Genomic DNA, 26,048 nt, shown 5'->3' with positions numbered 1-26,048 from the left:
TCGGCCTTTCTCGCTCACGAGCGGGCATGCGCGCGACGGCGGGCCCGGCCGGACGAATCCAGCCGGGCCCGCCGTGCTCTATGAGACGGATACCGGGATCAGGCGACGACGGAGCGGAGCGGAACGCCCGCGCCGTCCAGATCACGGATCAGGTCGCGGACGTACGGGTGCTCGTCGGCCGTCAGGCCGTCGGGGTTGGGGATCGTGATGTACGTCGAGCCCGCGGCGGACGCCGTCTGTGCCGTGTCGGTGTACTTCTCGATGACCGCCTGTGCCCGCGCGAGGTCGGCGTCGGCCACCTCGATGGTGATCGGCCGCCACTCCCCGCCCAGGTTGGGCAGTTCCTCCGCCTGCTCCGCGGCGCTGCGCGAGGGCTCCGCACGCAGGGTCCGCTGCTGGGCGGCGGGCGTTCCCCCCTGGTACAGCAGGGCGTTCGCGACGAGGTGGATACCGTTCTCGTTGTACGCCCTGAACAGCGGGTTGTAGGCGAAGAGGACGGCGCGTCCGGCACCGGTCGGCTCGTCGACGATGGCGGCCGTGCCCTTGAGCGCGTCGGCCCCCACCGTGTAGCCGTTGGACCAGAACCTGCCGTCGGACGGGTAGGTGAGGACGTTCCTGCCGGTGGTGCTCGGGTTCAGGATGGGGTCACCGTTGTTGAACTGGAAATCCTCCAGGGGACGGCCGAGTGCCACCGGGTTGTCGCTCGCCACGTCCACCCGGAAGTGCGATCCGATGACCTGGTAGCCGGTCGGCTTGGGCTTCTCGGTCGTGGAGGTCAGCCCCGCGGCACGGGCGACCCGGGTGCCCTCGTTGCGCAGTCCGATGTAGGTGCCGCCCGCGGCCACCCACTGCTTGAGGTTGGCCTGGCCCGTGGCGGTCAGGCCGCCCGTGGAGTTGCTCCCGTCGGGAACGAGCACGACGGTCCGCTCGGTGAAGGCCGGGGTGTTGTCGTTGATGTCGGCCGTGGTCACCGGCTTGAGGTCCAGGCCCCAGCGGTTGCCGAGCACGTAGCGGGCCTCGCCGTACGACCCGGAGGTCGTGCTGATGCCGGTTCCGGCGAACAGGCCGACGTCCGGGGTGCGCAGCGGGCTGCCGGAGGCCGCCGCCGAACCACCCGTGACGGTGACGCCGAGCGACCGGGCCAGCTTGTCCAGCGTGTTCGGGGTGAGCGCGCCCGCGGGCAGGCTGACCACACCGCTCTGCATGTCACGCGAGAGCGGCACACCCGAGGCGAGCAGTTTGAAGGTGAGCTCGGAGGCCGCGGCCGAGTCCAGCGGGTAGGAGTAGGAGCCCTTCGGCGGAGCCGAGGAGGCGATCCCGCCGTCGATGTCCTTGACCAGGTCGGCCTTGGGTGACAGCTCATCCCCGGTGTAGATCGTGTCGACCCCCATCAGCAGCGGGTTGCTCCACGAGGAGACGTCGTAGAAGTACGGGAACGGCGCGTAGGGGTTCTCGCCGATGAGTGCCTGGATCCAGTGCTTCTGCGGCTGGTTCATCGGGATCCAGTAGGCGCCCTTGGGAACCGTGAGGTTGGCGGCACTCCGGCCGCCGAGGATCTGGGCGCTGGGTACCTTGACCGGGTTCTTCAGCCGGTAGACCTCGACGTCCATGTCGCGCAGCCGCTCGACCAGCCGGCGCACGTCGCCGATCTGCCGGTCGGGCAGCAGGAAGTACGAACGGATCTTGATGTCGGGCACCGGGAACTGGACCGTGTTGGTCGGCTGGACGACCTCGTTCGGCTGAAGGGTGCCGGCGGCACCTTCCTCGATCGCGGTCCGCCATATCGAGTAGTAGCCGTCGAGGACCTCGCGCTTGTTGTCGGCGGCCCAGCCGATCGTCGCCCACTGGGTGTTGAACTGCTGCTGCACCCGGTCCTGCACGGCCGAGGCGCTGCCCTTCTCGTACGTCATGCCGGCGGCGCCGAAGCCCGCGGCCGGCACGGTGTCGCCGTAGCCCATGTAGAACAGGTCGTACGTCGCGTAGTTGAAGTAGCACTCGGTGGTGACGCCGGGGCCACAGGCGCCGTTGTAGCCGAAGCCCTCGCCGTTCGCCGCTCCGATCCGGTTGATCCAGTTCACCGGCTGATCGGCGATCTCGTGGTGGATCGGGTCGGCGTTGGGCGGAAAGAAGTACTGCCGGCCGCCCATCTCGTGCGCGTCGACGAAGACCTGCGGCGGATATTTCCGCAGCATTTCGATCTTGCCGTCGGTCTCCGGCTGGGTGCGGGCGAACCAGTCCCGGTTCAGGTCGAAGCCGTACTCGTTCTGGCGGCGGTTCGCGTCGCGGCCGTCCGGGTTCTGGGTCGGCACGATGACCGTGACGAGGTTGTCGTTGCGCTTGGCGACATCGCAGGACAGGCCGCTCGCGAGTTCGTACAGGGTCCTGAGCGCGGCGTCCGCGCCGCTCTTCTCACCACCGTGCACGTTGCCCGTGATCCAGACGATGGCGGGAGAGTCCTTGGCGATCCGCGCCGCCTTGTCGGCCTTCAGCGAGCGCGGGTCACGCAGCGATCCGACCTGGTCGGCGATCTTCTTCAGCTGGCCGGGAACCATGTGGTGCTGGTCAGACACGATGGCATAGGGCAGTTCCTGGCCGGAGACGCTGTGCGCCATCGTTCCCGTGACCACGCGCTTCGAGGCGCTTCCCACGGCCTTCAGGTAATTGTTGATCTCTTCTGTCGTGAGGATCCTGGGCTGTCCCTGGCCCAGCGGGAAGCCGAAGAACTGCTCGGGGCTCGGCACGTTGGCCGCGTGGGCGGTGGGGTCGGTGCTGCACTTGTCGCCGATCGGACCGGCTTGCGCCGACGAGGTCGGTGTCAGGGCGAGCACGGCCGATACCAGGACCGCGACGCCTAGCACCTTCCCATAGGGGGATCTTCTGCACGCCGTCGTGCGAAACCGCATTTCAACTCCAGACAGGGGGCGGGGGGTGACTCTGGGGAGAGCCCCGGCCAGGAAAGGATGAATTCACGGCGAACAGTATTAGAAAGCAGCAAACCGGACAAGGGGGAAGGAAACTTCACAACACCGTGCGAATTGTCGTGATTTGTCATTTCTCCAGGTGGGGGCATTGGAGACCGGCCCAATCAGCTATACCGCAGTGCGTTGGCCGGTCAGGACCCGGCTGAGGTGAAGGACGCTCATCCCGAACAACAGCACGCCCAACGGGAGGTGCAGGGTCGTCATCCCCGCGATGCCCAGCGCCACCTGCGCCAGTGTGAGCCCCAGGAAGACGGCCGCGTACAGGATGGGCTTGGGCGAACCGCCACCCGGACGCCACAACAGGATCGCGGTGGCCAGGTGCACCACCGCCACGATGAACACCCCGTACGCCGAAGCGCTGTGCAGGGCCCGTCCGCCGGGCGAGGACAGCAACAGGCCCGCGGTGATCGGCGCGGTGAAGACGACCAGGGTTTGCAGAGCGATCACGACACGCAAGAACACGGATGACTCCTTGACGGCTGCGGGGCGGAGGAAGACGGCGACGACGGCGTGCCTTCTATGCCGTCGTCCAGGGCCGGAGCTTCTCGGGGTTGCGTACGGCCCAGATCCGGGTGACCCGATCACCCGCGACCTCGAACGCCATCACCGCCTCGGTGACGCCGTCCCGCTGAGCGACCAGACCGGGCTGACCGTTGACCGTTCGCTCCAGGATCGTCATCCCGGGCGCCATGTCGGCGATCGCCATGGCGTAGCGCGCGATCTGCTCGCCGCCCTCGATCGGGCGGAGCAGGGCGCTGACGACGCCGCCCCCGTCGGAAACCATCGTCACCTTGGGATCGAGAAGTCCGATGAGTGCGTCGATGTCCTTGGCCTCCCAGGCCCGCTTGAAGTCCCTGACGACGTCGGCGCGCCGGGCCACCGGAGTCGCGGGGACCTGTGCGCGGATGCGGCGGCGGGCCGAGGAGGCCAGCTGGCGGCAGGCCGCCGGGGTACGGCCGACGATCTCGGCCACCTCGGCGAAGGAGTAACGGAAGACGTCGTGCAGGACGAACGCGACGCGCTCGGCCGGGGTCATCGATTCGAGCACGACGAGGAAGGCCATGTTGACCGACTCGTCGAGAGTGACCCGATCGGCGGGGTCGGCCAGATCAGCCGTGGGGCCGCCCGGCCGCCCGCCGAACCACTCCGTACGGTCCGGCAGCGGTTCGGGGATCCATTCGCCCACGTAGCGCTCCCGCCGGGCACGCGCCGAACCGAGCAGGTCCAGGCAGACGCGGCCGGCGACCGTCGTCAGCCAGGCGCCGGGCGACTCGATGGCCTCCCGCTGCTGCCGCGACATGGCGTACCAGCGGGCGTAGGTCTCCTGCACGACGTCCTCGGCGTCGGCCAGGGAGCCGAGGAGCCGGTAGGCGAGATTGATCAGCTGACGCCGCTCGCTCATGACCGCGCTCAGGCTCGGGTCGGTCCGGTCGTCTCCTGGCTCGGACGGGACGGTCATGGTGTCGTCGGCTCCCTCGGTGTGGTTGCTGGTGTGGCTGCGCTCACCGGATCGACGAGACAGCGCGCCGAACTGTGAGGCCGGTCGCGTCGCCTCACATTCTCGGCGGTTGTGTCGTCGGAGTTCCCGGACACCGTCCAGCACGCGGGAGGACTCCGCACCCCAACCCGGGACGCGGGTCACCGTCGGAAGTCTCACCTCGGAAGACGGGCCGTCCTCCACGGGGTCGAGGACGGCCCGCCGTCGGGGCGTGAGCTTCGGAAACACCGCTGACATCGAGAGGAAGACATCGTGACGTCCACCCCCAGAAGTGCCGAGCAGGACGACCTCAGGTCGCGTCTGCCCGATCCCTCCCAGTTCTTTCCCGAGGTGATGTCGATCGCCGGAGCCATGATCAAGGCCGTCCAGAACGGTGCGATTCCGCAGATCACCATCGGCCTGGTGCAGCTCCGCGCCGGACAGATCGTCGGCAGCACCTACCACGCGGTCCGGCAAACCGACAATCTCCGCAAAGCCGGTGAAACGGAGGAGCGCATCACCGCCGTGGCGTCGTGGCGGGACGCCCTCTACTTCACCGACGCCGAACGGGTCGCACTGGAACTCGTGGAGGCCGTCCTCACCCCGAACCCGTTCGGGGAGCGCGTCCCCGACGAGCTGTACGCCAGGGCATCGGCCCACTACGACGACAAGGCGCTCTGGACGCTCATCCTCGCGATCGGCCAGATCTGCTTCTTCATCCCCGTCGCCCTCATCGCCAAGCCGATCCCCGGTATGCCTCCGGGCAAGAACTACCGGGCGTAACGCCCTTCGGGCGTGAACACCGTCCCTGGCGGGGGCACCGGTTGTGGGCTACCTTACTTGGCGTGATCAGGGGCGCGGATATGACGTCCGTGTCAAGCGAGGGAGCGGAGTCATGAGCCGCCTGGACACCACGGGTGACGACTACCGGGCGCGGCGCGAGGCGATGCTCGCCAAGCTGGCGGAGCTCGACGCCGAGCACGCCAAGGCCGTGGCGGGCGGCGGCGGGAAGTACGTCGACCGGCACCGCGCGCGGGGCAAGCTCCTGGCCAGGGAGCGGATCGAGCTGCTCGTCGACCCCGACTCGGCGTTCCTGGAGCTCTCGCCGCTCGCGGCCTGGGGCAGCGACTTCCCCGTGGGGGCGAGTGTGGTCACCGGGATCGGGGTGGTCGAGGGCGTCGAGTGCGTGATCGTCGCCAACGACCCGACCGTGCGGGGCGGCTCGTCCAACCCGTGGACGCTGCGCAAGACGCTCAGGGCGGCCGACATCGCCTTCGAGAACCGGCTGCCGCTGATCAACCTGGTGGAGTCCGGCGGTGCCGACCTGCCGACCCAGAAGGAGATCTTCATCCCCGGCGGCCGGATCTTCCGCGACCTGACCCGCCTGTCGGCGGCCGGGATTCCCACGATCGCCCTGGTCTTCGGCAACTCCACGGCCGGTGGTGCGTACGTGCCGGGGATGAGCGACCACGTGGTCATGGTCAGGGAAGGCGCGAAGGTCTTCCTCGGCGGTCCTCCGCTGGTCAAGATGGCCACCGGGGAGGAGTCAGACGACGAGTCGCTGGGCGGCGCCGAGATGCACGCCCGCGTCAGCGGCCTGGCCGACCACCTCGCCGCCGACGAGCACGACGCGCTGCGGATCGGACGGCGAATCGTCAAAAGCCTGAACCGGCGCCGCCCCGGCCACTCCCCCGGCGCCGTGCGTGACCCGCTGTACGACGAGGACGAACTGCTGGGCATCGTGCCGGAGGACCTGAAGATCCCGTTCGACCCGCGCGAGGTGATCGCGCGGGTGGTGGACGGCAGCGAGTTCGACGAGTTCAAGCCCCTGTACGGCGCGAGCCTGGTGACCGGGTGGGCCCGCCTGCACGGCCATCCGATCGGGATCCTGGCCAACGCCCGCGGCGTGCTGTTCAGTGAGGAGGCGCAGAAGGCGGCGCAGTTCGTCCAGCTCGCCAACCAGGTCCGCGTCCCGCTGGTCTTCCTGCAGAACACCACGGGCTACATGGTCGGCAAGGACTACGAGCAGGGCGGCATCATCAAGCACGGCGCGATGATGATCAACGCGGTGTCCAACTCGTCCGTCCCGCACATCACGATCGTGATGGGCGCCTCCTACGGCGCGGGCAACTACGGCATGTGCGGCAGGGCCTACGATCCCCGCTTCCTGTTCACCTGGCCCAGCGCCAAGTCGGCCGTGATGGGTCCCGCCCAGCTCGCCGGGGTGCTGTCCATCGTCGGCCGGGCCGCCGCCCAGGCGCGAGGTCAGGTCTACGACGAGGAGGGCGACGCGGCGATGCGACAGCTGGTCGAGGCGCAGATCGAGGCCGAGTCGCTGCCGTTCTTCCTGTCGGGCCGCCTCTACGACGACGGCGTGATCGACCCACGCGACACCCGGACGGTCCTCGGCCTGTGCCTGTCCGTCATCGGCAACGCCACCGGCGACGCCGCCCTCCACGGCGCGGCGGCCGGCCCCACCACCGCCCCGCGGCCCTCGGGCTTCGGCGTCTTCCGGATGTGATCGTGACCATGCCCATGCCCATGACCACGCCCATGTTCCGGATGTGACCGTGACCACGCCCATGACCGCCGCCGCGTCGATCCGCCGCCTGCTCGTCGCCAACCGCGGTGAGATCGCCCGTCGCGTCTTCCGCACCTGCCGCGACCTCGGCATCGAGACCGTCGCGGTCTTCTCCGACGCCGACGCGGACGCGCCGCACGTGGCCGAGGCCGACCATGCCGTACGGCTGAAAGGTGTCAGGCCCGTCGACACCTACCTGTCGACGGAGAAGATCATCGAGGCGGCCCGCCTGGCGGGGGCCGACGCGGTCCATCCCGGCTACGGCTTCCTGTCGGAGAACGCCGCCTTCGCGCGGGCCGTGACCGAGGCCGGGCTGACCTGGGTCGGTCCTCCGGCCGAGGCCGTCGCCGCGATGGGCTCCAAGATCGAGGCCAAGGCGCTGATGGCACAGGCGGGGGTTCCGGTGCTGCCGGGCTTCGTCGCGGGTCCCGACCACTCCACGGACGACCTGGACGCCGTGTTCGCCCGGATGGGTGGATCGACCTCCGAAGGGGCCTTTCCCCTGCTGGTGAAGGCGTCGGCCGGTGGCGGCGGGCGCGGGATGCGCGTCGTGCGACGCGCCGGCGACCTGCCGGAGGCGGTCGAGTCGGCGCGCGGGGAGGCCGCGTCGGCGTTCGGGGACGGCACGGTGTTCGTCGAACCCCTCCTGGAGGGCGCCCGACACATCGAGGTGCAGATCCTGGCCGACGGGCACGGGACGGTGTGGGCGCTGGGCGAGCGGGAGTGCTCGATCCAGCGGCGGCATCAGAAGGTGGTCGAGGAGACTCCGTCCCCGGCGGTCTTTCCCGCGATGCGGGCGCGGCTCCTCGACGCGGCGGTTACCGCCGCGCGGGCCATCGGGTACGTCGGCGCCGGGACCGTCGAGTTTCTCGTCAGGGAGGAGACGGTCGCCTTCCTGGAGATGAACACCCGCCTGCAGGTCGAGCACCCGGTGACCGAGTGCGTGTACGGCGTCGACCTCGTCGAGTGGCAGTTGCGGATCGCCGAGGGGGCCCAGCTCCCCGCGTCACCGCCCGAGCCGTCCGGGCACGCCGTCGAGGTGCGCCTGTACGCCGAGGACCCGGCCCGCGACTGGCTTCCGCAGAGCGGCGTCCTGCACCGCTTCGAGGTCTTCGGGGTGGACTCCCGCTTCGCGCCCCTGCCGGGCGGGCGCCACGGCCTGCGGCTGGACTCCGGGGTCGAGGACGGCTCGGAGATCGGCGTCCACTATGACCCGATGCTCGCCAAGGTCGTCTCCTACGGCGCGAGCCGCGCCGACGCCGTGCGCAGGCTCGCCGCCGCGCTGGCGGGCGCGAGGATCCACGGTCCGGTCACCAACCGGGACCTGCTGGTCGAGGTCCTGCGCCACCCGGCGTTCCTCGCCGGGGAGACCCACACCGGATTCCTGGAGGAGCACGGGCTCACCGGGTCCGAACGAGACACCCACCCCGCTCTCCCCGAATCCGGGCAAGACGCCCACATCACCTCGAAGCACGAGGGCGCCGGGCTCGAACGAGACACCCGCACCGGACTCACCGCCCCCGAACGGGATGACCACGACAGCGACCCCGTACCGGACCACGGCCCCCCGGCGGGACGGCCGGGGCTCGTGCGCCTGTCCGCCCTCGCCGCCGCGCTCGCGGGGGCGGCGGCGAATCGGGCGGCGGCGACCGTGCAGGCGGGACTGCCGAGCGGGTGGCGCAATGTGGTGTCGCAGCCGCAGCGCACCGCCTTCGCGGAGGCGGAGATCTCGTATCGGATCACCAGGGACGGCCTGCGAGCCGAGGGGTTTCCCGATACGGTCCTGATCGGCGCGACGCCCTCGCTCGTGGTGCTGGAGACCTCGGGCGTGCGGCACCGGTTCGCCGTCGCCCGCTACGACGACGTGACGCACGTGGACTCCCCCCTCGGTTCCGTACGGCTCACCCCGCTGACCCGCCTGCCGGAACCGGTGGAACGCGTGCTGCCCGGCTCCCTGGTGGCGCCCATGCCGGGTACGGTGCTGCGGGTCGATGTCGAGGTCGGCGAGGCCGTCGGGGCGGGGCGGGTGGTCGTGGTGCTCGAGGCGATGAAGATGGAGCATCGGATCGCCGCGCCCGCGCCGGGTACGGTGGCGGCGGTGAACGTGGCGCCCGGCCGCCAGGTCGAGGCGGGGGCCGTGCTGGCCGTCATCGAGGAGCGGACGTGACCTTCCAGGTCCCCGACGGGCTCCGTGGAGCCCCGGGGAACGGAAGAGGGTCTTGGATGAAAGGACCGAAATGAGGACCGACGGCGGCTGGCCGGTGGAACGCCTGGTGCACAAAGAGGTGTCCGGCGGGGTGGCGACGATCACCCTCGACTCCCCCCGCAACCGCAACGCGTTGTCGGTGCGGCTGCTCGGCGACCTGGAGGACCGGCTCAACTGGGCGCTCGCCGAGGAGAGTGTCCGGGTGATCGTGCTCACCGGGACCGGGCCCGTGTTCTGCGCGGGCGCCGACCTGAAGGAGCAGCGGGTCGCGCCGGGCGACGCGCACGAGGCGCCGGTGACCGCGTCGTTCCCGGAGATCATGAGCCTGATCTGGGAGAGCCCGAAGCCGGTCGTCTGCAGACTGAACGGTACGGCTCGGGCCGGAGGGCTCGGCCTGGTGGCGGCCTGCGACTTCGCGATCGCCCCCGACTCGGCGTCGTTCGCGTTCAGCGAGGTGCGGCTCGGCGTGGTGCCCGCGATGATCTCGGTGACCGTGCTGCGGCGGCTCGACCCGCGCGCCGCCGCCGAGTACCTGCTCACCGGCGAGACGTTCGACGCCGCCCGCGCCGCGCGGATCGGGCTGCTCACCCGCGCCGTGCCCGAGGAGGAGCTGGACGCGACGGTCGCCCACTACACCGGCATGCTGCTGCGCGGCGGCCCCGAGGCGCTCGCCCTCACCAAGCAGCTGGTGCGGACCGTGCCCGAGCTGAGCGTCGAGGAGGGCATGCGCCAGATGGCCGAGTTGTCCGCGAGGCGTTTCACCTCCGCCGAGGGTCAGGAGGGGATCGCCGCCTTCATGGAGAAACGGCCCGCGTCGTGGATTCCCGCGCCGGAGGCGAACTGATGCCGCCCTCCCTACGGCGGACGGGGAGGGAGAGCTGATGCCGCCCTCCCCATGGCGGACGGGGAGGGAGAGGCGCGCGATGACACACGCCGGAGCCTCACCGCACCGGCCGAACTTCGCGGCGCGCGAGGTGCCCGAGACGTCCGGACCCGAGGAGAGCTGATGTTGCGCGTCGCCAACTGCTCCGGCTTCTACGGTGACCGGCTTTCCGCCGCCAGGGAGATGGTGGAGGGCGGTCCGATCGACGTGCTCACCGGCGACTGGCTCGCCGAGCTGACCATGCTGATCCTCGCGGGGAACCGGTCGAAGGGCCGTCCCGGCTACGCGCCGACCTTCCTGCGGCAGCTGGAGGAGGTGCTCGGGACGTGTCTGGAACGGGGCGTCAAAATCGTCTCCAACGCGGGCGGTCTGGACCCGGCCGGGTGCGCCGAGGCCGTGCGCGAGCTGGCCGGACGTCTCGGGCTGCCGGTGCGGGTCGCCCACGTCACCGGTGACGACCTGACCGGCCGCGACCTGGGCGGCGCACCCAACGCCGACACCGGTGAGCCGCTGCCCGCCCCCGCCCTGACCGCCAACGCCTACCTGGGGGGCCGCCCGATCGCCGCCGCCCTGTCGGCCGGGGCGGACGTGGTGGTGACCGGCCGCGTCACGGACGCCGCCCTGGTCACCGGGCCGGGGATCTGGCGGTACGGGTGGGGGCCGGACGACTTCGACGCGCTCGCCGGTTCGGTGGTCGCCGGGCACGTCATCGAGTGCGGCTGCCAGGCGACCGGCGGCAACTACGCGTTCTTCGGCGAGGTGCCCGACCTGGCGCACTGCGGGTTCCCGCTGGTGGAGCTGGAGGCCGACGGCTCCAGCGTGGTCACCAAGCACCCGGGGACCGGCGGGCTGGTCTCGGTGGGCACGGTCACCGCGCAGCTGCTGTACGAGATCGCCTCACCCCGCTACCTCGGTCCCGACGTGGTCGCGCGCTTCGACACGATCCGGCTGGAGCAGGAGGGCCCCGACCGGGTCCGCGTCTTCGGGGTGCGCGGCGAGGCGCCTTCCGACACGCTCAAGGTCGCCGTCAACTACCTGGCGGGCTACCGCAACACCATGACCCTCGTACTGACCGGCCTGGACATCGAGGCCAAGGCCCGGCTGGCCGAGGAGGCCATCTGGTCGCGGGTGCCGAGGGAGTCGTTCGACGAGGTCCACGTGGAGCTCACCCCGCTCGCCGGGACCGCCCTGCTGCGCGTCACCGTGATGGACGCCGACCGGCGGAAGGCTGGACGCGCCTTCTCCTCGGCGGTGGTCGAGACCGGCCTGGCGAGCTATCCGGGCTTCTACGGCCTCACCCCTCCCGGTGACGCCTCGCCGTACGGGGTCTACTGGCCCACGCTCGTCCCGGCGGAGACGGTGCGGGCCCGCGTCTGGCTCGACGGCCGCGAGCTTCCCGCCGTACCCGGTACGGACGACGCGTCCGGCACACACGCCGCGTCAGGCGCGGGCGAGGCGTCCGGGACGTACGTACCCGGCACGGACGAGAAGCCCGACGTGCCCGGATCCTCGGAGGTCACGGCCTCGCCGGCCGCGAGCGGCGGTGGAGGTGAGGCGGCGGGCTCGGTGGACGATGCCGACCTCGGACGGCACGGCGAGCGCGGCGACACCGAATCCGGCGACGGTGAGACCGCCCGGGTCGCGCTGGGAACGATCGTGGGCGCCCGCTCGGGCGACAAGGGCGGCAACGCCAACCTGGGGGTCTGGGTCGCCACGCCGGAGCGGTTCGAGTGGCTGGAGGCCCACCTCACGGTCGACCGCCTGGCGGAGCTCCTGCCGTTCACCGCCGGCCTGCGGGTCGAGCGCTTCGAGCTGCCCAACCTGCTCGCCCTCAACTTCGTCGTGCACGGCCTGCTCGGCCGGGGTGTGGCCGCGAGTCCCCGTCTCGACGCCCAGGCCAAGGCCCTCGGGGAAGAGCTCCGCGCCGGGCTCGCCGACATCCCCCGGCGCCTTCTCTGATCCGCTCGCCCCGCCACGACGACCTTCTCATCACGCCGGCCGGGAGTACGCGGTGACGGCCTGCCGCAGGCTCGGCTCGTCCCGAGGGCGCCCGCGCGGGCAGGGGTCCGGCAGCAGGGGTCGTGCTCCACGCCACCCCGTTGAACCGGTTCGCCCGCGTCCGCAGATTCATGTCACATACGGGGAGATGTTCAGCTGCCGTGCGGTGAAATAGGCGGAATACGCGCTGTCTGGCATTGAAACCTTCATGCAACCTTCCGAAATCTAGGATTGCACGCAATTGCTCCACGAGTGTGATTCAGGAAGGACTCAAACATGCGCCTCCGGTTTCTTGGCTCCACCTCTGAGGCGGGGGCCTGTCCCTCCCTCTACGAGACCGATCGCGGGACCATCGTGGTGCAGGGTCTCCGGGTGACCGACGCCGAGGCGACGGCCGACCTGCGCCACGTCCTGGACGGCGAAACCGCCGTCGAGGTACCACGTGAGCTTCTCGTGGACATCGCCCGCCGAGTACTTTCTGTAAATATTGGTCACGATTAGGAGTGCTCTATGGTTTGATCCACATGCTCGGGGCTAGCGTCGTGCAGCACCATGGGGGAGGCGGCGTGAGCACGCGGGAACAACGGACGGACCACAGCCTCGGCACACGGCCCGCAGGAACGGCCGAGGAGATCGGGTGAGTGGGTTCCAGCAGGCCAGGACCGAGCTCGGCATGCGACTGCGGCACCTGCGAGAGACCGCCCACCTGTCGGGCAAGGACCTGGCCGAGCGGCTGAGGTGGCAGGCGTCCAAGGTCTCCAGGATCGAGAACGCCCGCCAGACCGTCACCGAGGACGACGTCACCCGGTGGGCGCGGGCGGTGGACGCCTCCCCCGAGGTCGTCGAGGTGCTGTTGGAGCAGGCCGCGGGCCTGCTGGACCGTCAGGACTCCTGGCGGCAACGGCACCGCGGCGCGCTGGTCACGCTCCAGGAGGACATCCGCGACGTGGAGGCGCGGACGACCCTGCTACGGGCCTTCGAGCCCGGCGTGATCATCGGGCTGCTGCAGACCACCGAGTACGCCCGGAGCGTCTTCACTCGGATCAAGCACCTCTACCGGGAGCCCGACGAGATCGACGCGGCCATCCGGGTGCGCATGCAGCGTCAGGACGTCCTCTACGACCAGAGCAAGCACTTCAGGTTCGTCGTCCCGGAGGCGGCGCTGCGCTACCGGCTGGCCCCGCTGAACGTGATGCGCGGCCAGCTGGACCGATTACTCGCGGTGACCGCACTGCCGAACGTGGAGTTCGGCGTGATCCCCTTCGAGACCCCCCTGCCCTCGGCGCCGCTCAACGGTTTCTGGGTGTACGACGAGGACCATGTGACGGTGCCGACCAGGACGAAGGATCTGCTTCTGCGTGACCCGGAGGACGTCGCCTTCTACGCGCGGACTTTCGAGGAACTCCGCGAGGTCGCGGCCTTCGGCCAGGGCGCCAGATCGGTAATCGTCCGAGTACTCAGCGATTTATCAGGACAATTAGAGGACTAAACACTGCAATTGCTTGATTAGCATCCCAAGATCGTGCAATTCTCTGTCCAGACGGAGGTGACTCACGATGCTGGACACGCTGTCTTGTCTTGAGAGATTCATTGCCGCCATACGGCTGCACGCCGACCTTTCCGTGCAGCGGATCTCGTTCGGCGACCCCGCGTACGTCTACGTCCGCAACCGTTTCAGCAACACCCTGGCGGAGACCGTGACCTGCGCCCAGGACGGCGGCTTCATCACCTCGTGGGGATATCGGCTCGGCACCAGCGACGACATCGACGACGCCGCGGCCCGGCTCGCCTTCCTCCTCGCCGCCATGCCCACTCCCCGGGTCTGAGCGCCCCGGCACCGGGCCGGTTCCCTGTCACGACGGCATCGCCCCTCGCCGCGAAAGTCAGCTCTCGGCCGGCACGTCGGGGAAGTCGGCGAGGTCGAGGCCGACCTCGCGGGCGGCGGCGACCCGGGCGTGGTGCAGCATCCGGCTCCGCGACATGTTGCCGGCGTGCAGGGTGTATCGGACCACGAGGCCGTCGAGCATGCCGTCGATCCGCTCGGCCGAGCCCAGGGGGTCGTCGCAGGTGAACTCACCCGAGGTGACGCCGTCGGAGATCACCTGGCCGAGGATCTCGATCCAGGCGCCCTCAAGCTCCAGCAAGATCGCGCGGACGTGCTCCTCGCGCACCCCGACGGCCCAGGCGTCGACCCAGAGGATCCAGCTCTGGTCGGAGCGGGAGGCGGGGATGTAGAAGCGCAGGACGCGATCCAGGCGATGGAGTGCGGTGCCGGGACCCGCGACGATCTCCTTCAGCCGCTGGACCTCGGAGTCGCTGGTGCTGCGGAGCATCTCGGTGATGAGATCGTCCTTGGTGGCGAAGTGGTAGTGGATCAGCCCACCGCTCACGTTCGTCGCCTTGGCGATGTCGGCGACGCGGGTGCTGGCCAGCCCGCGCTCCAGCACGACCCGCCTGGCGGCTTCAAGGAGCTCCGCTCGACGCTGGTCGGCCTGGTCGGCGCGGCTGCTGCGCGCCCCTCCTCCGCTATGCACGGCGCAAGACTACAGCAGCTCGGACCGCCGCTCACTACTCCTGATCAGCAGATCAGTCAATACCTCCACGCCTGTCTCATCGGCTGTATTCGGTCACCGTACGGGCGAAGAAGACGGTGACCGAATACGGCGACGACCGCTCACACTCCCGGAGGTGCGGGAGAGCGGGTGGGAGAGCCGGGCAGTCGGACGCGGGCGAGGATGCCGCCTCCGGCGGCGTTCTCCAGGTTCACCTCTCCCCCGGCGTCGCGCACGGCCTTGGCCACGATGGCCAGCCCGAGTCCCGAACCGGGCATGCTGCGGGCCGAGGAGGACCGCCAGAACCGGTCGAACACGTACGGCAGCTCCTCCTCCGCGATGCCGGGGCCGTGATCCCGCACGGTCAGCTCGCCGTCGCCGAGCCGCACCTCCACGGGTTCGGCCCGGTCGCCGGAGAACTTCACCGCGTTGTCCAGCAGGTTCACCACGGCCCGTTCCAGGGCCGCCTGGTCGCCCTGCAGGTACCAGGGGCTCAGTTCCACCTCGATCGAGGTGTCGGGGGCGCGCAGCCGCGCCCTGCGTACGGCCGCCTCGACGGCGTCGTGGAAGGCGACCTCGACGTGCGGTTCGTGTTCGTCCTCGACGCGTGAGAGCTGGAGCAGATCCCCGACGAGCGTGGACATCTCCTCGAACTGGGCCTTGAGGTTGGTCAGCAGCCTGCGCTTGGGAGCGGCGTCGAGAGGGCGCCCGGCGTTCTCGCTGCGCAGCAGCAGGTCGATGTTGGTGCGCAGGCTGGTGAGCGGGGTGCGCAGCTCGTGGCCCGCGTCGGCGATCAGCCGCCGCTGGCGCTCGCGGGACCCGGCCAGCGCGGTGGTCATCGCGTTGAAGGAGACCCCGAGCCTGGCGATCTCGTCGTTGCCCTCGACCGGGATCCTGGTGTCGAGGTCCTCGGTCCTGGCGACGTACTCGACGGCCTCGGTGAGCCGGCCGACGGGGCGCAGCGCCGTACGGGAGACGAGCAACCCGGCGGAGGCTGCGCCGAGCACACCGAGCGCGGTGACTCCGGCGAGAATCCAGGCGAGCGTGGCGAGGGTGGTGCGGACCTCCTCCAAAGATCGGGACTCCATGACCGCGACACCGGGGCGGACGTTCCTCGTCAGCACCCGGACCTCCTCGCCGTCGTCGGTGACGCCGTTCCTGAACACCTGCCGGCCCGGGGGGCCGTGTGTCAGGGCCAGGTCCGCCGGGGTGACCTTGACGGGGGTGGAGCCGGCCACGCACCTCTCCCCGTCGGCGTAGACCAGCTGGATGGGCGTGAGCCGGGGCAGCGGCCTGCGACCGGGGCCCTCTCTCGGGTGGTCGGGGCCATCGGGGACCTCTCTCGGGTGGTCCGGGCCTCCGGGAACCCCCACCCCTCGTGGCCCTTCGTGGCAGTACGGACCGATCCACTCGATGCCCTGCGGCCGTCCCTCCAGCGAGCGCTCCACCTGCCGCAGCAGCTCGGCCTTCACCACGAACCAGCACAGCACCGCGCACACCGCGATCGCGAGCGCCACGGCCGCCGCCACCAGCAGGGTGAGCCGGGAGCGCAGGGAGCGGCGCCCGTTCACGCGGAGGTCCGCAGCACGTATCCGACGCCCCGAACGGTGTGGATCAGCCGGGGGCGCCCGCCGATCTCGGTCTTGCGGCGCAGGTACATGACGTAGACGTCGAGGGAGTTGGAGGACGGCTCGAAGTCGAAGCCCCACACCTCGCCGAGGATCTGCTCCCGGGTGAGCACCTGGCGGGGGTGGATCATGAACAGTTCCAGCAGCAGGTACTCGGTGCGGGTCAGCTCCAGCGGCTCGCCCGCGCGGGTGACCTCGCGACCCGCGGTGTCCATCCGCAGGTCGCCGAAGGCGAGCACCGCGTCGTCCTGTGCCGCGGGGGCGCTCAGGGCGCCGCGCCGCAGCAGCGCCCGGACGCGGGCCAGCAGCTCGTCCAGCTCGAACGGCTTGACCAGGTAGTCGTCGGCCCCCGCGTCCAGGCCGGACACCCGGTCGCCCACGGCGTCGCGGGCGGTGAGCATGAGCACCGGCAGGTGGTTGCCCGCCGCCCTGAGCCTGCGGCAGGCGGTCAGCCCGTCCATCCGGGGCATCATGACGTCGAGCAGGACCAGTTCGTACGGCTCCTGGTCGATCGCCTCCAGCGCCGCCTGGCCGTCCGGGGCGACGCCGACCCGGTAGCCCTCGAACTCCAGGCTGCTCTGCAGTGCCTCCCTGAGCGCGGGCTCGTCGTCCACGACCAGCACCCGCGCCGCCTCACCCTCAGCCATGACCTCCACGGTAGACGCACACCATGAGAGCGAGATGAACGCCTCAGGTGAGCAGTGCCATCGCGGCGTTGTGGCCGGGGATGCCGCTGACGCCGCCGCCGCGCCTGGCGCCCGCGCCGCAGAGCAGGACGCGCTCGAAGGCGGTCTCCACGCCCCAGCGCCCCGGCTCCCCGTACGGCCAGGACAGGTCGCGGTGGAAGATGTGACCGCCGGGCAGGCCCGCCTCGTTCTCCAGGTCGACCGGGGTCTTGGCCTCCAGGCAGGGGCTGCCGTCGGGGGCGCGCAGCAGGCAGTCCTCGACGGGTTCGGCGAGCACCTCGTTCATCGAGGCGAGCGTGGCGCGCAGCGCCGCCTCGCGCGCCCCCGCCGGGTCCTCCCGGAACAACCTGGCCGGCATGTGCAGGCCGAACAACGTCATCGTGTGGGCTCCGGTCCGGCGCAGCTCCGGGCCGAGGATGGAGGAGTCGGTCAGCGAGTGACAGTAGACCTCGGCCGGGGGCAGCGAGGGGATCCGCCCCGCCGACGCCTCCTGGTACGCGCGGGCGAGCCGGTCGCGGCCCTCGTTGATGTGGAACGTGCCGCTGAACGCCGCCGCGGGGTCCACACCGGTGTCCCTCAGGCGCGGCAGCCGCGAGAGCACCATGTTGACCTTGAGCTGTGCCCCCTCGGGGGTGGAGGGCTCGGCGTCTCCGAGCAGCCGGGCGAGCACGGCGGGCGGCACGTTGGCCAGGATCCGCTCGCCCGTCACCGTGTGCTCCCCGAGGGCGTCGCGGAAGGAGACCTCACCGGAGGGGTCGACCGCGAGGACCTCGGCGCCGGTCAGGATCTCCGCCCCCGCGGCGCGGGCGGCGTCGGCGAGCGCGCCGGAGACCGCGCCCATGCCGCCGACGGGGACGTTCCAGTCACCGGTACCGTCGCCGATCACGTGGTAGAGGAGGCAGCGGTTGGCGAGCAGGTCCGGGCCCGCGGGGTCGGCGAAGGTGCCGATGAGGGCGTCGGTGAGGACCACGCCGCGTACGGTGTCGTCGGCGAACCGCTCGTCCACCACCTCGCCGATCGGGCGTTCGAACAGGTCGCGCCAGGCCTCCTCACCGACGAGGTTCCGCGTCGCCGCGCGGTCGGCGAGGGGTTCCAGCAGCGTCGGCGCGATCCGTTGGGCCACCTCGGCGGTCATCCCGTAGAAGCGACGCCACGCCTCCAGCTCACCGGTGCCTCCGGTGACCCGGGCGAAGGAGGCGGCCGTCCGCGCGGCGTCGCCGTTGTCGACGAGCAGCCCGGTGTCGCCCACCGGCGTGTACGAGGCGTACCTGCGGCGGCGCAACGCGATCTTGAGCCCCAGGTCGGTGACGATCTTCGAGGGCAGCAGGCTGACCAGGTAGGAGTAGCGCGAGAGCCTCGCGTCGACCCCGGGGAACGCCTTCGCCGAGACGGCGAGGCCGCCGACGTGACCGAGGCGTTCCAGGACGAGGACGCGTCGTCCGGCGCGGGCGAGGTAGGTGGCGGCGACCAGGCCGTTGTGGCCGCCTCCGACGATCACGGCTTCGTAGCGAGAGCGGAGCACGAGACTTCCCAATCGGTGAGTAGGTGAGGTGGGTGAACAGGTGAGGGAACAGGTCCGGAGTCATCGCCGCTCGCGGGCGGCGGAGAGGGTGATGTCGAGGAGGGTGGCGGCGGGGCCGGTGAGGACGCGCCCGTGGCGCCACACCGCCCGCAGGCGGCGCGTGAGGTCGATGTCCTTCGTGGGCACCTCGACCAGGCGGCCGGTGGCCAGCTCGGCCTCCACCGCGTAGCCGCTGAGCACGGCCGGGGCGGCGCCCTCGCGGGCGGCGCCCTTGACCGCGGCGTTGGAACCGAGCTCCAGTCTCGGGGGGGCGGCCGTGTGGCCGGTGAGCGCGAGGTCCAGCGTCTCGCGGGTGCCCGACCCCCGCTCGCGGACGACGAGCGGGGTGGCGGCCAGCTCTGCGGCGAGCAGCGGGGTGCGGCGACGCGCCCACGGATGCCCCGGCGCGACCACCACCACGAGCCTGTCGGTGGCCACCACCCGCGACACCAGCCCTGCCGGGACCGAGGGCCCCTCCACGAACCCGAGTTCGATCTCCCCTCCGATCAGCCTCGCCACCTCGGCCGAGTTCTGCACGTCCAGGCCGACCTGGACCTGGGGCTCGCGATCCTGGAGCTCGCCCAGCCATCGAGGCAGCAGGTATTCGGCCACCGTCATGCTGGCGGCGATGTGCAGGTGCGCGGCCCGGCCGTGCCGTACCGCCTCCGCCCCCCGCATGAGCTCCTCCGCCGCGGCCAGCACCTGCGCGGCCCAGGCCGAGACCATCACGCCCTGCGGGGTGAGGGTGGATCCGCGCGGGGTGCGCTCCAGCAGGGGCAGCCCGAGACGGCGTTCCAGCAGGGAGATGCGCTTGCTCACCGACGGCTGCGCGATGCCCGCGGCCCGGGCGGCCTGGCCGAGACTGCCCAGGCGTTCCACGTCGACGAGCAGGCGCAGGGATTCGAGGTCGGGCAGCTCACTCATAGCGCCAGGCTATGACCTGCCACAGAGGTGACGGCTACCGGCCTCCCGGCGTCACACCGACACTCGGGGCATGCCCGTCTCCCACTCCCCCCCTCCTCCCGGCTCCGCCACGCGGTCCCCGACGATGTCCGTACGCCCGGCAGCGAGCTCGGCTGCGGCACCGACGTCGGCACCGGGCGCGTGGTCCGGAACTCTCGGGAGGCTCGCGCCGGGGCTCGGGGCCGTGACCGTCGCGGTGGTCCTGGCGACGGCCGCGACCAGGGTCGTTCCGGGGGTGAGCGCCGGCGTGATCGCGGTGTTCCTCGGGGTCGCGCTCACCAACCTCGGCGGCCTGCACCGGTCGCTCGTCCCCGGGCTCGGGTTCACCTCCCGCCGGGTGCTCCGCCTGGCGATCGTGCTGCTCGGCCTGCAGATCGCGTTGCCGGAACTACTGGCGCTCGGCTGGCAGGCGCTCGCGGTGGTCGCCGCGGCGACGGGCGTCACGTTCATCGCGACACGGCGGATCGGAGGTCGCCTCGGGGTGGGTCCGCGCAGGTCCCTGCTGATCGCGACCGGCGTGTCCGTCTGCGGGGCGGCGGCGGTGGCCGCGATGCACGAGGTCGCCGACAGTGACGACGACGACGTGGCGGCCGCGGTCGGCGTGGTCGTCCTGTACGGCAGTGCCTCGATCGTCATGCTTCCCCTGCTCGCGGGGGCGTTGGGACTGACGCCGCAGCAGCTGGGACTGTGGGCGGGGGCCTCGGTGCACGAGGTCGCGCAGGTGGCGGCCATCGGCGCGGCGGCCGGAGCGGGTGTCCTGGTGAGCGCGATCGCCGTCAAACTGGCCCGGGTCGTCCTGCTCGCCCCGATCGTCGGGCTGACCTCCGTCTCCCTGCGCCGTGCCGCGACGGACCGCTCCAGGAGCGAAAGCGCCCGGAACGCCGGGAGCACCCGGAGTGCTGGGAGCGTTCGGGACGTCAAGGACACCGGGGACACCGGGGACACCGGGGACACCGGGGACACCGGGGACACAGTGCGGCGCCCGCCGGTGGTGCCGCTGTTCGTCGCCGGGTTCGTCGCGGCCGTGGCGGCGCGGAGCATGGGCGCGGTGCCGCCCGAGATCGTCCAGGTGATTCCCGGCCTCACGGCGGTGCTGCTCGCCGCCGCGCTCTTCGCCCTGGGGACCGGTGTGGATCTGAGAAAGCTCGCGCGGGGCGGGCGATCGCTGCTCTTGGGCGGGATCGCCACGGCCATCATCGGCGGGATCTCACTGTTCGGGGTGCTGGTCATTGGCTGATCTTTAAGTGGACGTCTCCTCGCAACCGTCGTAACGTGCTCTTTTTGGGGAAGACGGTGTCGTTTACACCGTTCCAAAAGCAAGCAATGATTACGACCTCGGACAAGGAGACAGAACCAGCTCATGCGTACCACCCGACAGTCCCTCTCCAATGTGCTCCGCCCCTCGGACGAGGTGGCCGAAGCGCTGGAGCGGGGTGCCCCGATCGTGGCGCTGGAGTCCACGATCATCTCTCACGGCCTGCCACAGCCCCGCAACCTCGAGGTCGCGGTGGAGCTGGAGCGGATCGTCCGGGAGACCGGGGCGGTGCCCGCGACGATCGCGGTGCTGGACGGCGTGGCCCGCATCGGCCTCGACAAGAGCGAGCTGGAGCGCGTCGCCGGTGAGCCCGGGCTTCGCAAGCTGGGCTTTCGCGACCTGCCCACCGCCGCCGCGCTCGGGGCGAGCGGGGCGACGACGGTCTCCGCCACCTCGTTCCTCGCCGCCAGGGCGGGCATCCGGATCTTCGCCACCGGCGGCCTCGGCGGCGTGCACCGCGGATGGACCGAGAGCCAGGACGAGTCGGCCGACCTCGACATGCTGAGCCGGACCCGCATCACCGTGGTCTGCGCGGGCGTGAAGTCGATCCTGGACGTTCCGGCCACCCTGCAGCGGCTGGAGACGCGCGGCGTCACGATCGCGGGGTTCCGCACCGACGAGTTCCCCGGCTTCTACCTGCACTCCTCCGGCGAGCCGATCGACTGGCGCATCGAGACCCCTGACGAGGCGGCGGGCATCATGCGGGCCCAGGACGCGCTCGGCGGCCCGGAGACCGCGCTCATCGTCGCCAACCCGGTGCCGCTGTCCGAGCAGCTCGACCCCGAGCTGCACGACCGGATCCTCGCCGGCGCCCTCGCCGAGGCGGAGCAGCGGCGGATCACCGGTCAGGCCATCACCCCGTTCCTCCTGGGCTACCTGGTGCGCGGCACCGACGGCGCCTCGCTGGAGGCGAACCTGGCCGCGGTACGGGGCAACGCCCGTGTCGCCGGGCAGATCGCGGCCTCCTGGAGCCGGGGAGACTGAGGGCACCGTGGCCGGAACGGGGCTGCTGATCATCGGCGACGTGGTGACCGACGTCGTCGCGCTTCACGGCGGGTCCGCCAGGAGCGGTCTGGCCGTCGGGACGGACACCGCCGCCGACATCGTGCTGCGCCCCGGCGGCTCCGGCGCCAACACGGCCTCCTGGGCCGCCTGGCTGGGCGCCGACGCGCGGATCCTGACCCGGGCCGGCTTCGACACCGCCGACTGGCACGCCGCCGAGCTGCGGAGGTTCGGGGTGCGGCCACACCTGCGGGTCGACCCCGACCGGCCCACCGCGGTGGTGATCGCCATGGTGGACGTGACCGGGGAGCGTTCCATGCTCACCAATCGGGGCGCGGGCGGGCACATCGGCACGGGCGACTGGGACGAGACCCTGCTCGACGGTGTGGGTCATCTCCACCTGTCCGGATACACACTGTTCGCCGAGCCTGGGCTCCAGCTTTCCCGGCTGGCGATGGCCGAGGCGTCCCTGCGCGGGGTCTCGATCAGCGTGGACCCGGCCTCGACCGGTTTCCTGCGCTCGTTCGGCGTCGAGCGGTTCGTCCGGGAGACCCTCCCCGCCCAGCTGGTCATCCCCAATCTGGACGAGGCGCTGCTGCTCACCGGCGAGGCGACCGCCGAGGGGGCGGCCGAGAGCCTGAGCCTGCGCTACGGTGCCGCGGCGGTGAAGCTGGGATCCCGCGGCGCGCTGATGGCCAGGGAAGGAAAGTTGGCCGCCCGGGTTCCCGCGCTCACCACCGAGGTGATTGACTCCATTGGAGCGGGGGACGCGTTCGCCGCCGGGCTGCTGACGGCCCTGCTGAGCGGGGCCACCGACGAGGTCGCGCTGGACGCGGGACGCCGTGCCGGGGCGGAGGCCGTGACGGTTCTGGGTGGCCGTCCACGTGTCCTTCCGTCTGATTTGGGTACCAGGGAGCTTTACCCTCTTAATGCCAATTGATAGCTTGCGGCGTAAGCTGCACCATTAGCCACACGCGTCACTTTGGGGAGGTTACGGTCCGCCGATGGATGCCGAGTCATCGATCTGCCTGAGTGATCTGGTCCCGGCCCTGCGCTGGAGCCGTCCCCAGCAGGTCGCCGAAGCCCTCGCCGACCCCCGGCTGCCCGCCGGCTGGTGGTCGTCGGTCACCCTGCCAAAGGCCCTCGGCGCCGCAGGGCTCGACTGGGTTTGCGACAGGCTGGCCCGGCTCTCGCTGTCACGCTGGGACCATCTGCCGTTGAGCGACGTGCTGCCCGCGCTGCACGTGCACACGGTCGATCCCACCCTGCCCGACTGGCCGGAGCCCGCGCGCTCGGCCATCGCCGGCCTGGGCGGCTGGAGCCGCCTGCGCCGCCTGACCGCGGGAGACCTGAGCGCGCCCGCGACGCCCTCCCCCGAGATCGTGGTCACCGCCGTCTTCCGCGAGGTGCTCAGCCACATCCCCGGCCTCGTCGAGCAGGCCGCGCCGGCCGCCGTCCACGCCCAGGTCCCGCTCCAGGAGCGCGACCAGGACCCGGCGCAGACACCCGCGCCGCAGATCCCCGCCCAGCCGTCGGCGCCGCAGGCGCCGATTTCCGAGCCCGCGGCCACAGAACCGGCGGCCCCCGAACCTGCAGCCCCCGCGCCCCCGGTCAACCTCAACGACTACCCGCTGGTGCGCCTGGTCGACAACATGTTCCGCGACTGGAGCCCGCTGGAGCGCGCGGTCGCCGTGGAACGGCTCTTCGCGGTCGACCCGATCAGCCTGCGCGCGCTCGCGCACAAGCTGAACGCCGACCGCGACGCGCTCTCGACGGCCCAGCGTGCCGCCGAGGAACGCATTCTGCTCTGGCTGCGCTCCCCGGAGTCCGCCCCGCTCACCGGGCACATGTTCGGGCTGACCGAGTGGCTCGGCGCCGCCGCCACCAAGGACCAGCTCATCGGTGCCGACCCCGCGCATCCGATCGAGGTCCCGACCCTGCGGACCCCGCTGTGGAGGGTGCTCGTCACGCTCATGCCGGACCGGCGGCTCCAGGACGACTGGCTCGTCGTGGGCGACCTGGGCGGCCTGCGCGAGCGGACCCGCCAGCTCCTGTCGAACAAGCCGATCGACAGCGACTCGCTCAGGCTCATGGAGCACCAGCTCGGCATCCGTGCCCACTCGGCCCAGCCCTGGCTGGACGCCCTCGCCGCCGCGAGCACCGCGCAGGAGGCGGCCCCGCAGGAGGGTGCCTCCGAGGAGGTCAGGCAGCTGCCGCGCCGCACCCCGGGGGCCAACGGCCATCATCACCGCGGCGGACAGCCGATCCCGCAGGTGAACACCGGCGCCATCGACCCTCGCGCGGCCCTGGCCACGCTGTCGGCCCTGGCGGGCGGAAACTCCAGGCCGCACCTGATCACCAGCCAGCGGGCCCCGCTTCACTCGCCCGCGAGCCCGTCGTCCGACCCGGGCCGCTGGCAGCGCATCGAGGTGACCAGCGACCACCTGCGGGGCGGCCCGGTGGCCGTGCCCGAGGGATACGCCACCCGGCTGGGCATGCGTCCCGGCACGTTGCTGTCGGTCACCGGCCCCGGCGACAACGCGGTGGTCCTGGTCTGGCGGGACCACCCTGTCTTCGACTCGCTGCAGCCCGTCCTGATGCGTCTGAACGCCCGTCCCGGCGACCAGGTCTACGTCACCGTCGACGGCTACCGCCTGGACGCCCAGCTGCCCGCCTGACGGCATTCCGCCTGTTCCCTTCCCCGTGCTACGGAGAAGGGACGGGCGTGAGGCACGGGAATCCGGCGGGGAGAGCGGGCTTGATTTCGTTTATGTGAATCGGCGCTATGCTTGGGCCTCCCGAGGCTGGAATTAACAATGGGACCCGTATTCCAGGGGTCCCATTGGTCGTTTTCATGTCAACAAAGTCCCATTTCTCCGCTTCTGCTGGCGATTTTGACGGCCCACCTCACAAATCAGTTGTCAGCTGTTGTCCAACGGCTGACAACGAGAACAGGAATACGCAAGCTGTGGGGGACGGACCGGCGAGGGCGCCTCAGGCACGCAACGCCAGGAACCTCAGGTTGGCATGGGTCGGCTCGGCGCTTTCCATGACCGCGTTCCGGACCCTCGGCGTTTCCTATCCGCTCATCGCCCTGGCGCTCACCGGTTCTCCCATGGCCGCTGGATGGGTGGGGTTCGCCTCGACCGTTCCCGGCCTGCTGCTGTACATTCCGGCCGGTGCTCTGATCGACCATTTCGATCCGCGCCGGGTCATGCTGTGGACGGAGGCGATCCGGGGGATCGCCGCGGCCAGCGTCTTCTTCGCCCTGCTCTGCGGCTCGGCCTCACTGCCCCAGCTGCTGGTGGCCGCCCTCGTCGAGGGAGCCCTGTGGGTCCTGCACTCGCTGGCGGAGAACGCGCTGATCCCGATGCTGGCCGGCCGTGACGGACTTCGCCGCGCGCTCGCGCGAAGCGAGATGAGCTTCCACACCGCCGTCCTGACGGGAAGGCCTCTCGGCGGTTTCCTGCTGGGAGTCGGGCAGGCGATACCGTCCGCCGTCAACACCGTGCTCTTCTTTCTCTCGTTCGGCCTTCTGATGCGAATGGACGCGAAGGGCGTCCGACGAGACGCGCGCCCGCTGGTCAAAGTCGGCGACGGGCTGCGTGAGGTCGCCCAGCAACCCTTTCTTCGTACCGCGATGGCGCTCACCGCCTTCACGAATCTGATGGTCAACGCGCTCACCATGGTCTTTCTCGCGAGCTCTGCGGAACTGTCGCCGCTGATCGTCGGGGTGGTGCTGGCGGGGGGCGGGCTGGGGGGAGTCGTGGGATCCCTTGTCGTCCTGCGAGTGACACCGCCGTCCTACATGCTGTTCGCGCAGGTGTGGGTGTGGGCATTGGCGCTGTTTATCGCCGCTTTCGGTGGACACCCCGCTTCCTTCGCCGTGGCGACGCTGGTGACCGGGTGCAGCGGGGCCCTCAGCAATATCAGCATCAGGACCTTCGAGGCTCACGCGTTCGACTCGGACAAGATCGCGAGGGTGGCGAGCGTGTCCCGGCTCACCAGCCGCGTGGCGATCTCGGTGGCGGCGCCGCTCGGCGCCCTTCTCGTCACCTGCTTCGGCGGCGACGGGGCGACCGTGATCCTTTTCGTCACCATGGTCGCGGTCGCGATAGTCGTGACGGCCGTTCCCGCTCTACGCGGCAGCCTGATTCCCGGAGCGGAAAGGCTGATGCCCGGAGAGGAAAGACCCGCCCACTCCTGACCCGCCCA

Annotated in this window: 21 protein-coding genes; 13 read left to right on the top strand and 8 right to left on the bottom strand. The window is 70.9% G+C overall.

Going from position 1 to position 26,048, the window contains the following annotated elements; genetic code table 11:
- Window positions 1–98: 98 nt before the first annotated feature.
- The 3 genes from ABZ664_RS21090 to sigJ form a co-directional block, all read right to left on the bottom strand.
- Window positions 99–2,858, bottom strand: a complete 2,760-nt coding sequence (locus tag ABZ664_RS21090) for a M14 family zinc carboxypeptidase (protein ID WP_362512173.1) — start codon at window positions 2,856–2,858, stop codon at window positions 99–101.
- A gap of 231 nt (window positions 2,859–3,089) precedes the next feature.
- Window positions 3,090–3,443: a hypothetical protein gene (locus ABZ664_RS21085; RefSeq protein ID WP_362512170.1), complete on the bottom strand. Its 354-nt coding sequence runs from the start codon at window positions 3,441–3,443 to the stop codon at window positions 3,090–3,092.
- Between the two features lie 55 nt (window positions 3,444–3,498).
- The gene (gene sigJ / locus ABZ664_RS21080) at window positions 3,499–4,440 is read right to left on the bottom strand and encodes an RNA polymerase sigma factor SigJ (RefSeq protein WP_362512167.1); all 942 of its coding nucleotides are present in this window, start codon (window positions 4,438–4,440) and stop codon (window positions 3,499–3,501) included.
- A gap of 291 nt (window positions 4,441–4,731) precedes the next feature.
- Here sigJ and ABZ664_RS21075 point away from each other — a divergent pair, with 291 nt between their 5' ends.
- The 8 genes from ABZ664_RS21075 to ABZ664_RS21040 all read left to right on the top strand — a co-directional run bounded on the left by ABZ664_RS21075 (window position 4,732) and on the right by ABZ664_RS21040 (window position 13,952).
- The gene (locus tag ABZ664_RS21075; RefSeq protein WP_362512164.1) at window positions 4,732–5,241 is read left to right on the top strand and encodes a carboxymuconolactone decarboxylase family protein; all 510 of its coding nucleotides are present in this window, start codon (window positions 4,732–4,734) and stop codon (window positions 5,239–5,241) included.
- Between the two features lie 112 nt (window positions 5,242–5,353).
- Complete coding sequence (locus ABZ664_RS21070) at window positions 5,354–6,979, top strand: carboxyl transferase domain-containing protein (protein WP_362512161.1); 1,626 nt, start codon at window positions 5,354–5,356, stop codon at window positions 6,977–6,979.
- Between the two features lie 61 nt (window positions 6,980–7,040).
- Window positions 7,041–9,206, top strand: coding sequence for a biotin carboxylase N-terminal domain-containing protein (locus ABZ664_RS21065; RefSeq protein ID WP_362512338.1), 2,166 nt, complete (start codon window positions 7,041–7,043; stop codon window positions 9,204–9,206).
- 70 nt (window positions 9,207–9,276) lie between these two features.
- Window positions 9,277–10,089: an enoyl-CoA hydratase-related protein gene (locus ABZ664_RS21060; RefSeq protein ID WP_362512158.1), complete on the top strand. Its 813-nt coding sequence runs from the start codon at window positions 9,277–9,279 to the stop codon at window positions 10,087–10,089.
- A gap of 162 nt (window positions 10,090–10,251) precedes the next feature.
- Complete coding sequence (locus ABZ664_RS21055; RefSeq protein WP_362512155.1) at window positions 10,252–12,087, top strand: acyclic terpene utilization AtuA family protein; 1,836 nt, start codon at window positions 10,252–10,254, stop codon at window positions 12,085–12,087.
- A 315-nt stretch (window positions 12,088–12,402) separates the two neighbouring features.
- Window positions 12,403–12,627: a hypothetical protein gene (locus ABZ664_RS21050; RefSeq protein WP_362512152.1), complete on the top strand. Its 225-nt coding sequence runs from the start codon at window positions 12,403–12,405 to the stop codon at window positions 12,625–12,627.
- 136 nt (window positions 12,628–12,763) lie between these two features.
- Window positions 12,764–13,615 carry a helix-turn-helix transcriptional regulator gene (locus ABZ664_RS21045; RefSeq protein ID WP_362512149.1) on the top strand — a complete coding sequence of 284 codons (852 nt, stop codon included), beginning with the start codon at window positions 12,764–12,766 and terminating at the stop codon, window positions 13,613–13,615.
- A 67-nt stretch (window positions 13,616–13,682) separates the two neighbouring features.
- Window positions 13,683–13,952 carry a hypothetical protein gene (locus tag ABZ664_RS21040; protein WP_362512146.1) on the top strand — a complete coding sequence of 90 codons (270 nt, stop codon included), beginning with the start codon at window positions 13,683–13,685 and terminating at the stop codon, window positions 13,950–13,952.
- Window positions 13,953–14,009: 57 nt separating this feature from the next.
- Here the strand turns inward: ABZ664_RS21040 and ABZ664_RS21035 are convergent, their stop codons facing one another.
- The 5 genes from ABZ664_RS21035 to ABZ664_RS21015 form a co-directional block, all read right to left on the bottom strand.
- Entirely contained in the window at window positions 14,010–14,660 is a 651-nt protein-coding gene (locus tag ABZ664_RS21035; protein ID WP_362512143.1) for a TetR/AcrR family transcriptional regulator, read from the bottom strand.
- 140 nt (window positions 14,661–14,800) lie between these two features.
- Window positions 14,801–16,249 carry a HAMP domain-containing sensor histidine kinase gene (locus tag ABZ664_RS21030; protein WP_362512140.1) on the bottom strand — a complete coding sequence of 483 codons (1,449 nt, stop codon included), beginning with the start codon at window positions 16,247–16,249 and terminating at the stop codon, window positions 14,801–14,803.
- Entirely contained in the window at window positions 16,246–16,953 is a 708-nt protein-coding gene (locus ABZ664_RS21025) for a response regulator transcription factor (protein ID WP_362512137.1), read from the bottom strand. Before ABZ664_RS21025 ends, ABZ664_RS21030 begins: the two co-directional genes overlap by 4 nt.
- A 43-nt stretch (window positions 16,954–16,996) precedes the next feature.
- Window positions 16,997–18,514 carry an NAD(P)/FAD-dependent oxidoreductase gene (locus ABZ664_RS21020; protein ID WP_362512134.1) on the bottom strand — a complete coding sequence of 506 codons (1,518 nt, stop codon included), beginning with the start codon at window positions 18,512–18,514 and terminating at the stop codon, window positions 16,997–16,999.
- Window positions 18,515–18,574: 60 nt separating this feature from the next.
- Window positions 18,575–19,477: a LysR family transcriptional regulator gene (locus ABZ664_RS21015; protein WP_362512131.1), complete on the bottom strand. Its 903-nt coding sequence runs from the start codon at window positions 19,475–19,477 to the stop codon at window positions 18,575–18,577.
- Window positions 19,478–19,700: 223 nt separating this feature from the next.
- Here ABZ664_RS21015 and ABZ664_RS21010 point away from each other — a divergent pair, with 223 nt between their 5' ends.
- The 5 genes from ABZ664_RS21010 to ABZ664_RS20990 all read left to right on the top strand — a co-directional run bounded on the left by ABZ664_RS21010 (window position 19,701) and on the right by ABZ664_RS20990 (window position 26,040).
- Window positions 19,701–20,753, top strand: coding sequence for a putative sulfate exporter family transporter (locus ABZ664_RS21010; protein ID WP_362512128.1), 1,053 nt, complete (start codon window positions 19,701–19,703; stop codon window positions 20,751–20,753).
- Between the two features lie 123 nt (window positions 20,754–20,876).
- Window positions 20,877–21,815 carry a pseudouridine-5'-phosphate glycosidase gene (locus ABZ664_RS21005; protein ID WP_362512125.1) on the top strand — a complete coding sequence of 313 codons (939 nt, stop codon included), beginning with the start codon at window positions 20,877–20,879 and terminating at the stop codon, window positions 21,813–21,815.
- 7 nt (window positions 21,816–21,822) lie between these two features.
- Window positions 21,823–22,773 (top strand): sugar kinase, encoded by a 951-nt coding sequence (locus ABZ664_RS21000; protein WP_362512122.1) that lies wholly within the window; start codon window positions 21,823–21,825, stop codon window positions 22,771–22,773.
- Between the two features lie 64 nt (window positions 22,774–22,837).
- The gene (locus ABZ664_RS20995; RefSeq protein WP_362512119.1) at window positions 22,838–24,511 is read left to right on the top strand and encodes a hypothetical protein; all 1,674 of its coding nucleotides are present in this window, start codon (window positions 22,838–22,840) and stop codon (window positions 24,509–24,511) included.
- 107 nt (window positions 24,512–24,618) lie between these two features.
- A complete protein-coding gene (locus ABZ664_RS20990) occupies window positions 24,619–26,040 on the top strand; it encodes an MFS transporter (protein WP_362512116.1) in 1,422 nt (473 codons plus the stop codon).
- Window positions 26,041–26,048: the final 8 nt, after the last annotated feature.

The sequence above is a fragment of the Streptosporangium sp. NPDC006930 genome (genome assembly GCF_040635605.1).
In the GTDB taxonomy this organism is placed as follows: domain Bacteria; phylum Actinomycetota; class Actinomycetes; order Streptosporangiales; family Streptosporangiaceae; genus Streptosporangium.
Note: the sequence above shows the minus strand (reverse complement) of the source record. Positions and strands in the feature narration are given on the sequence as shown.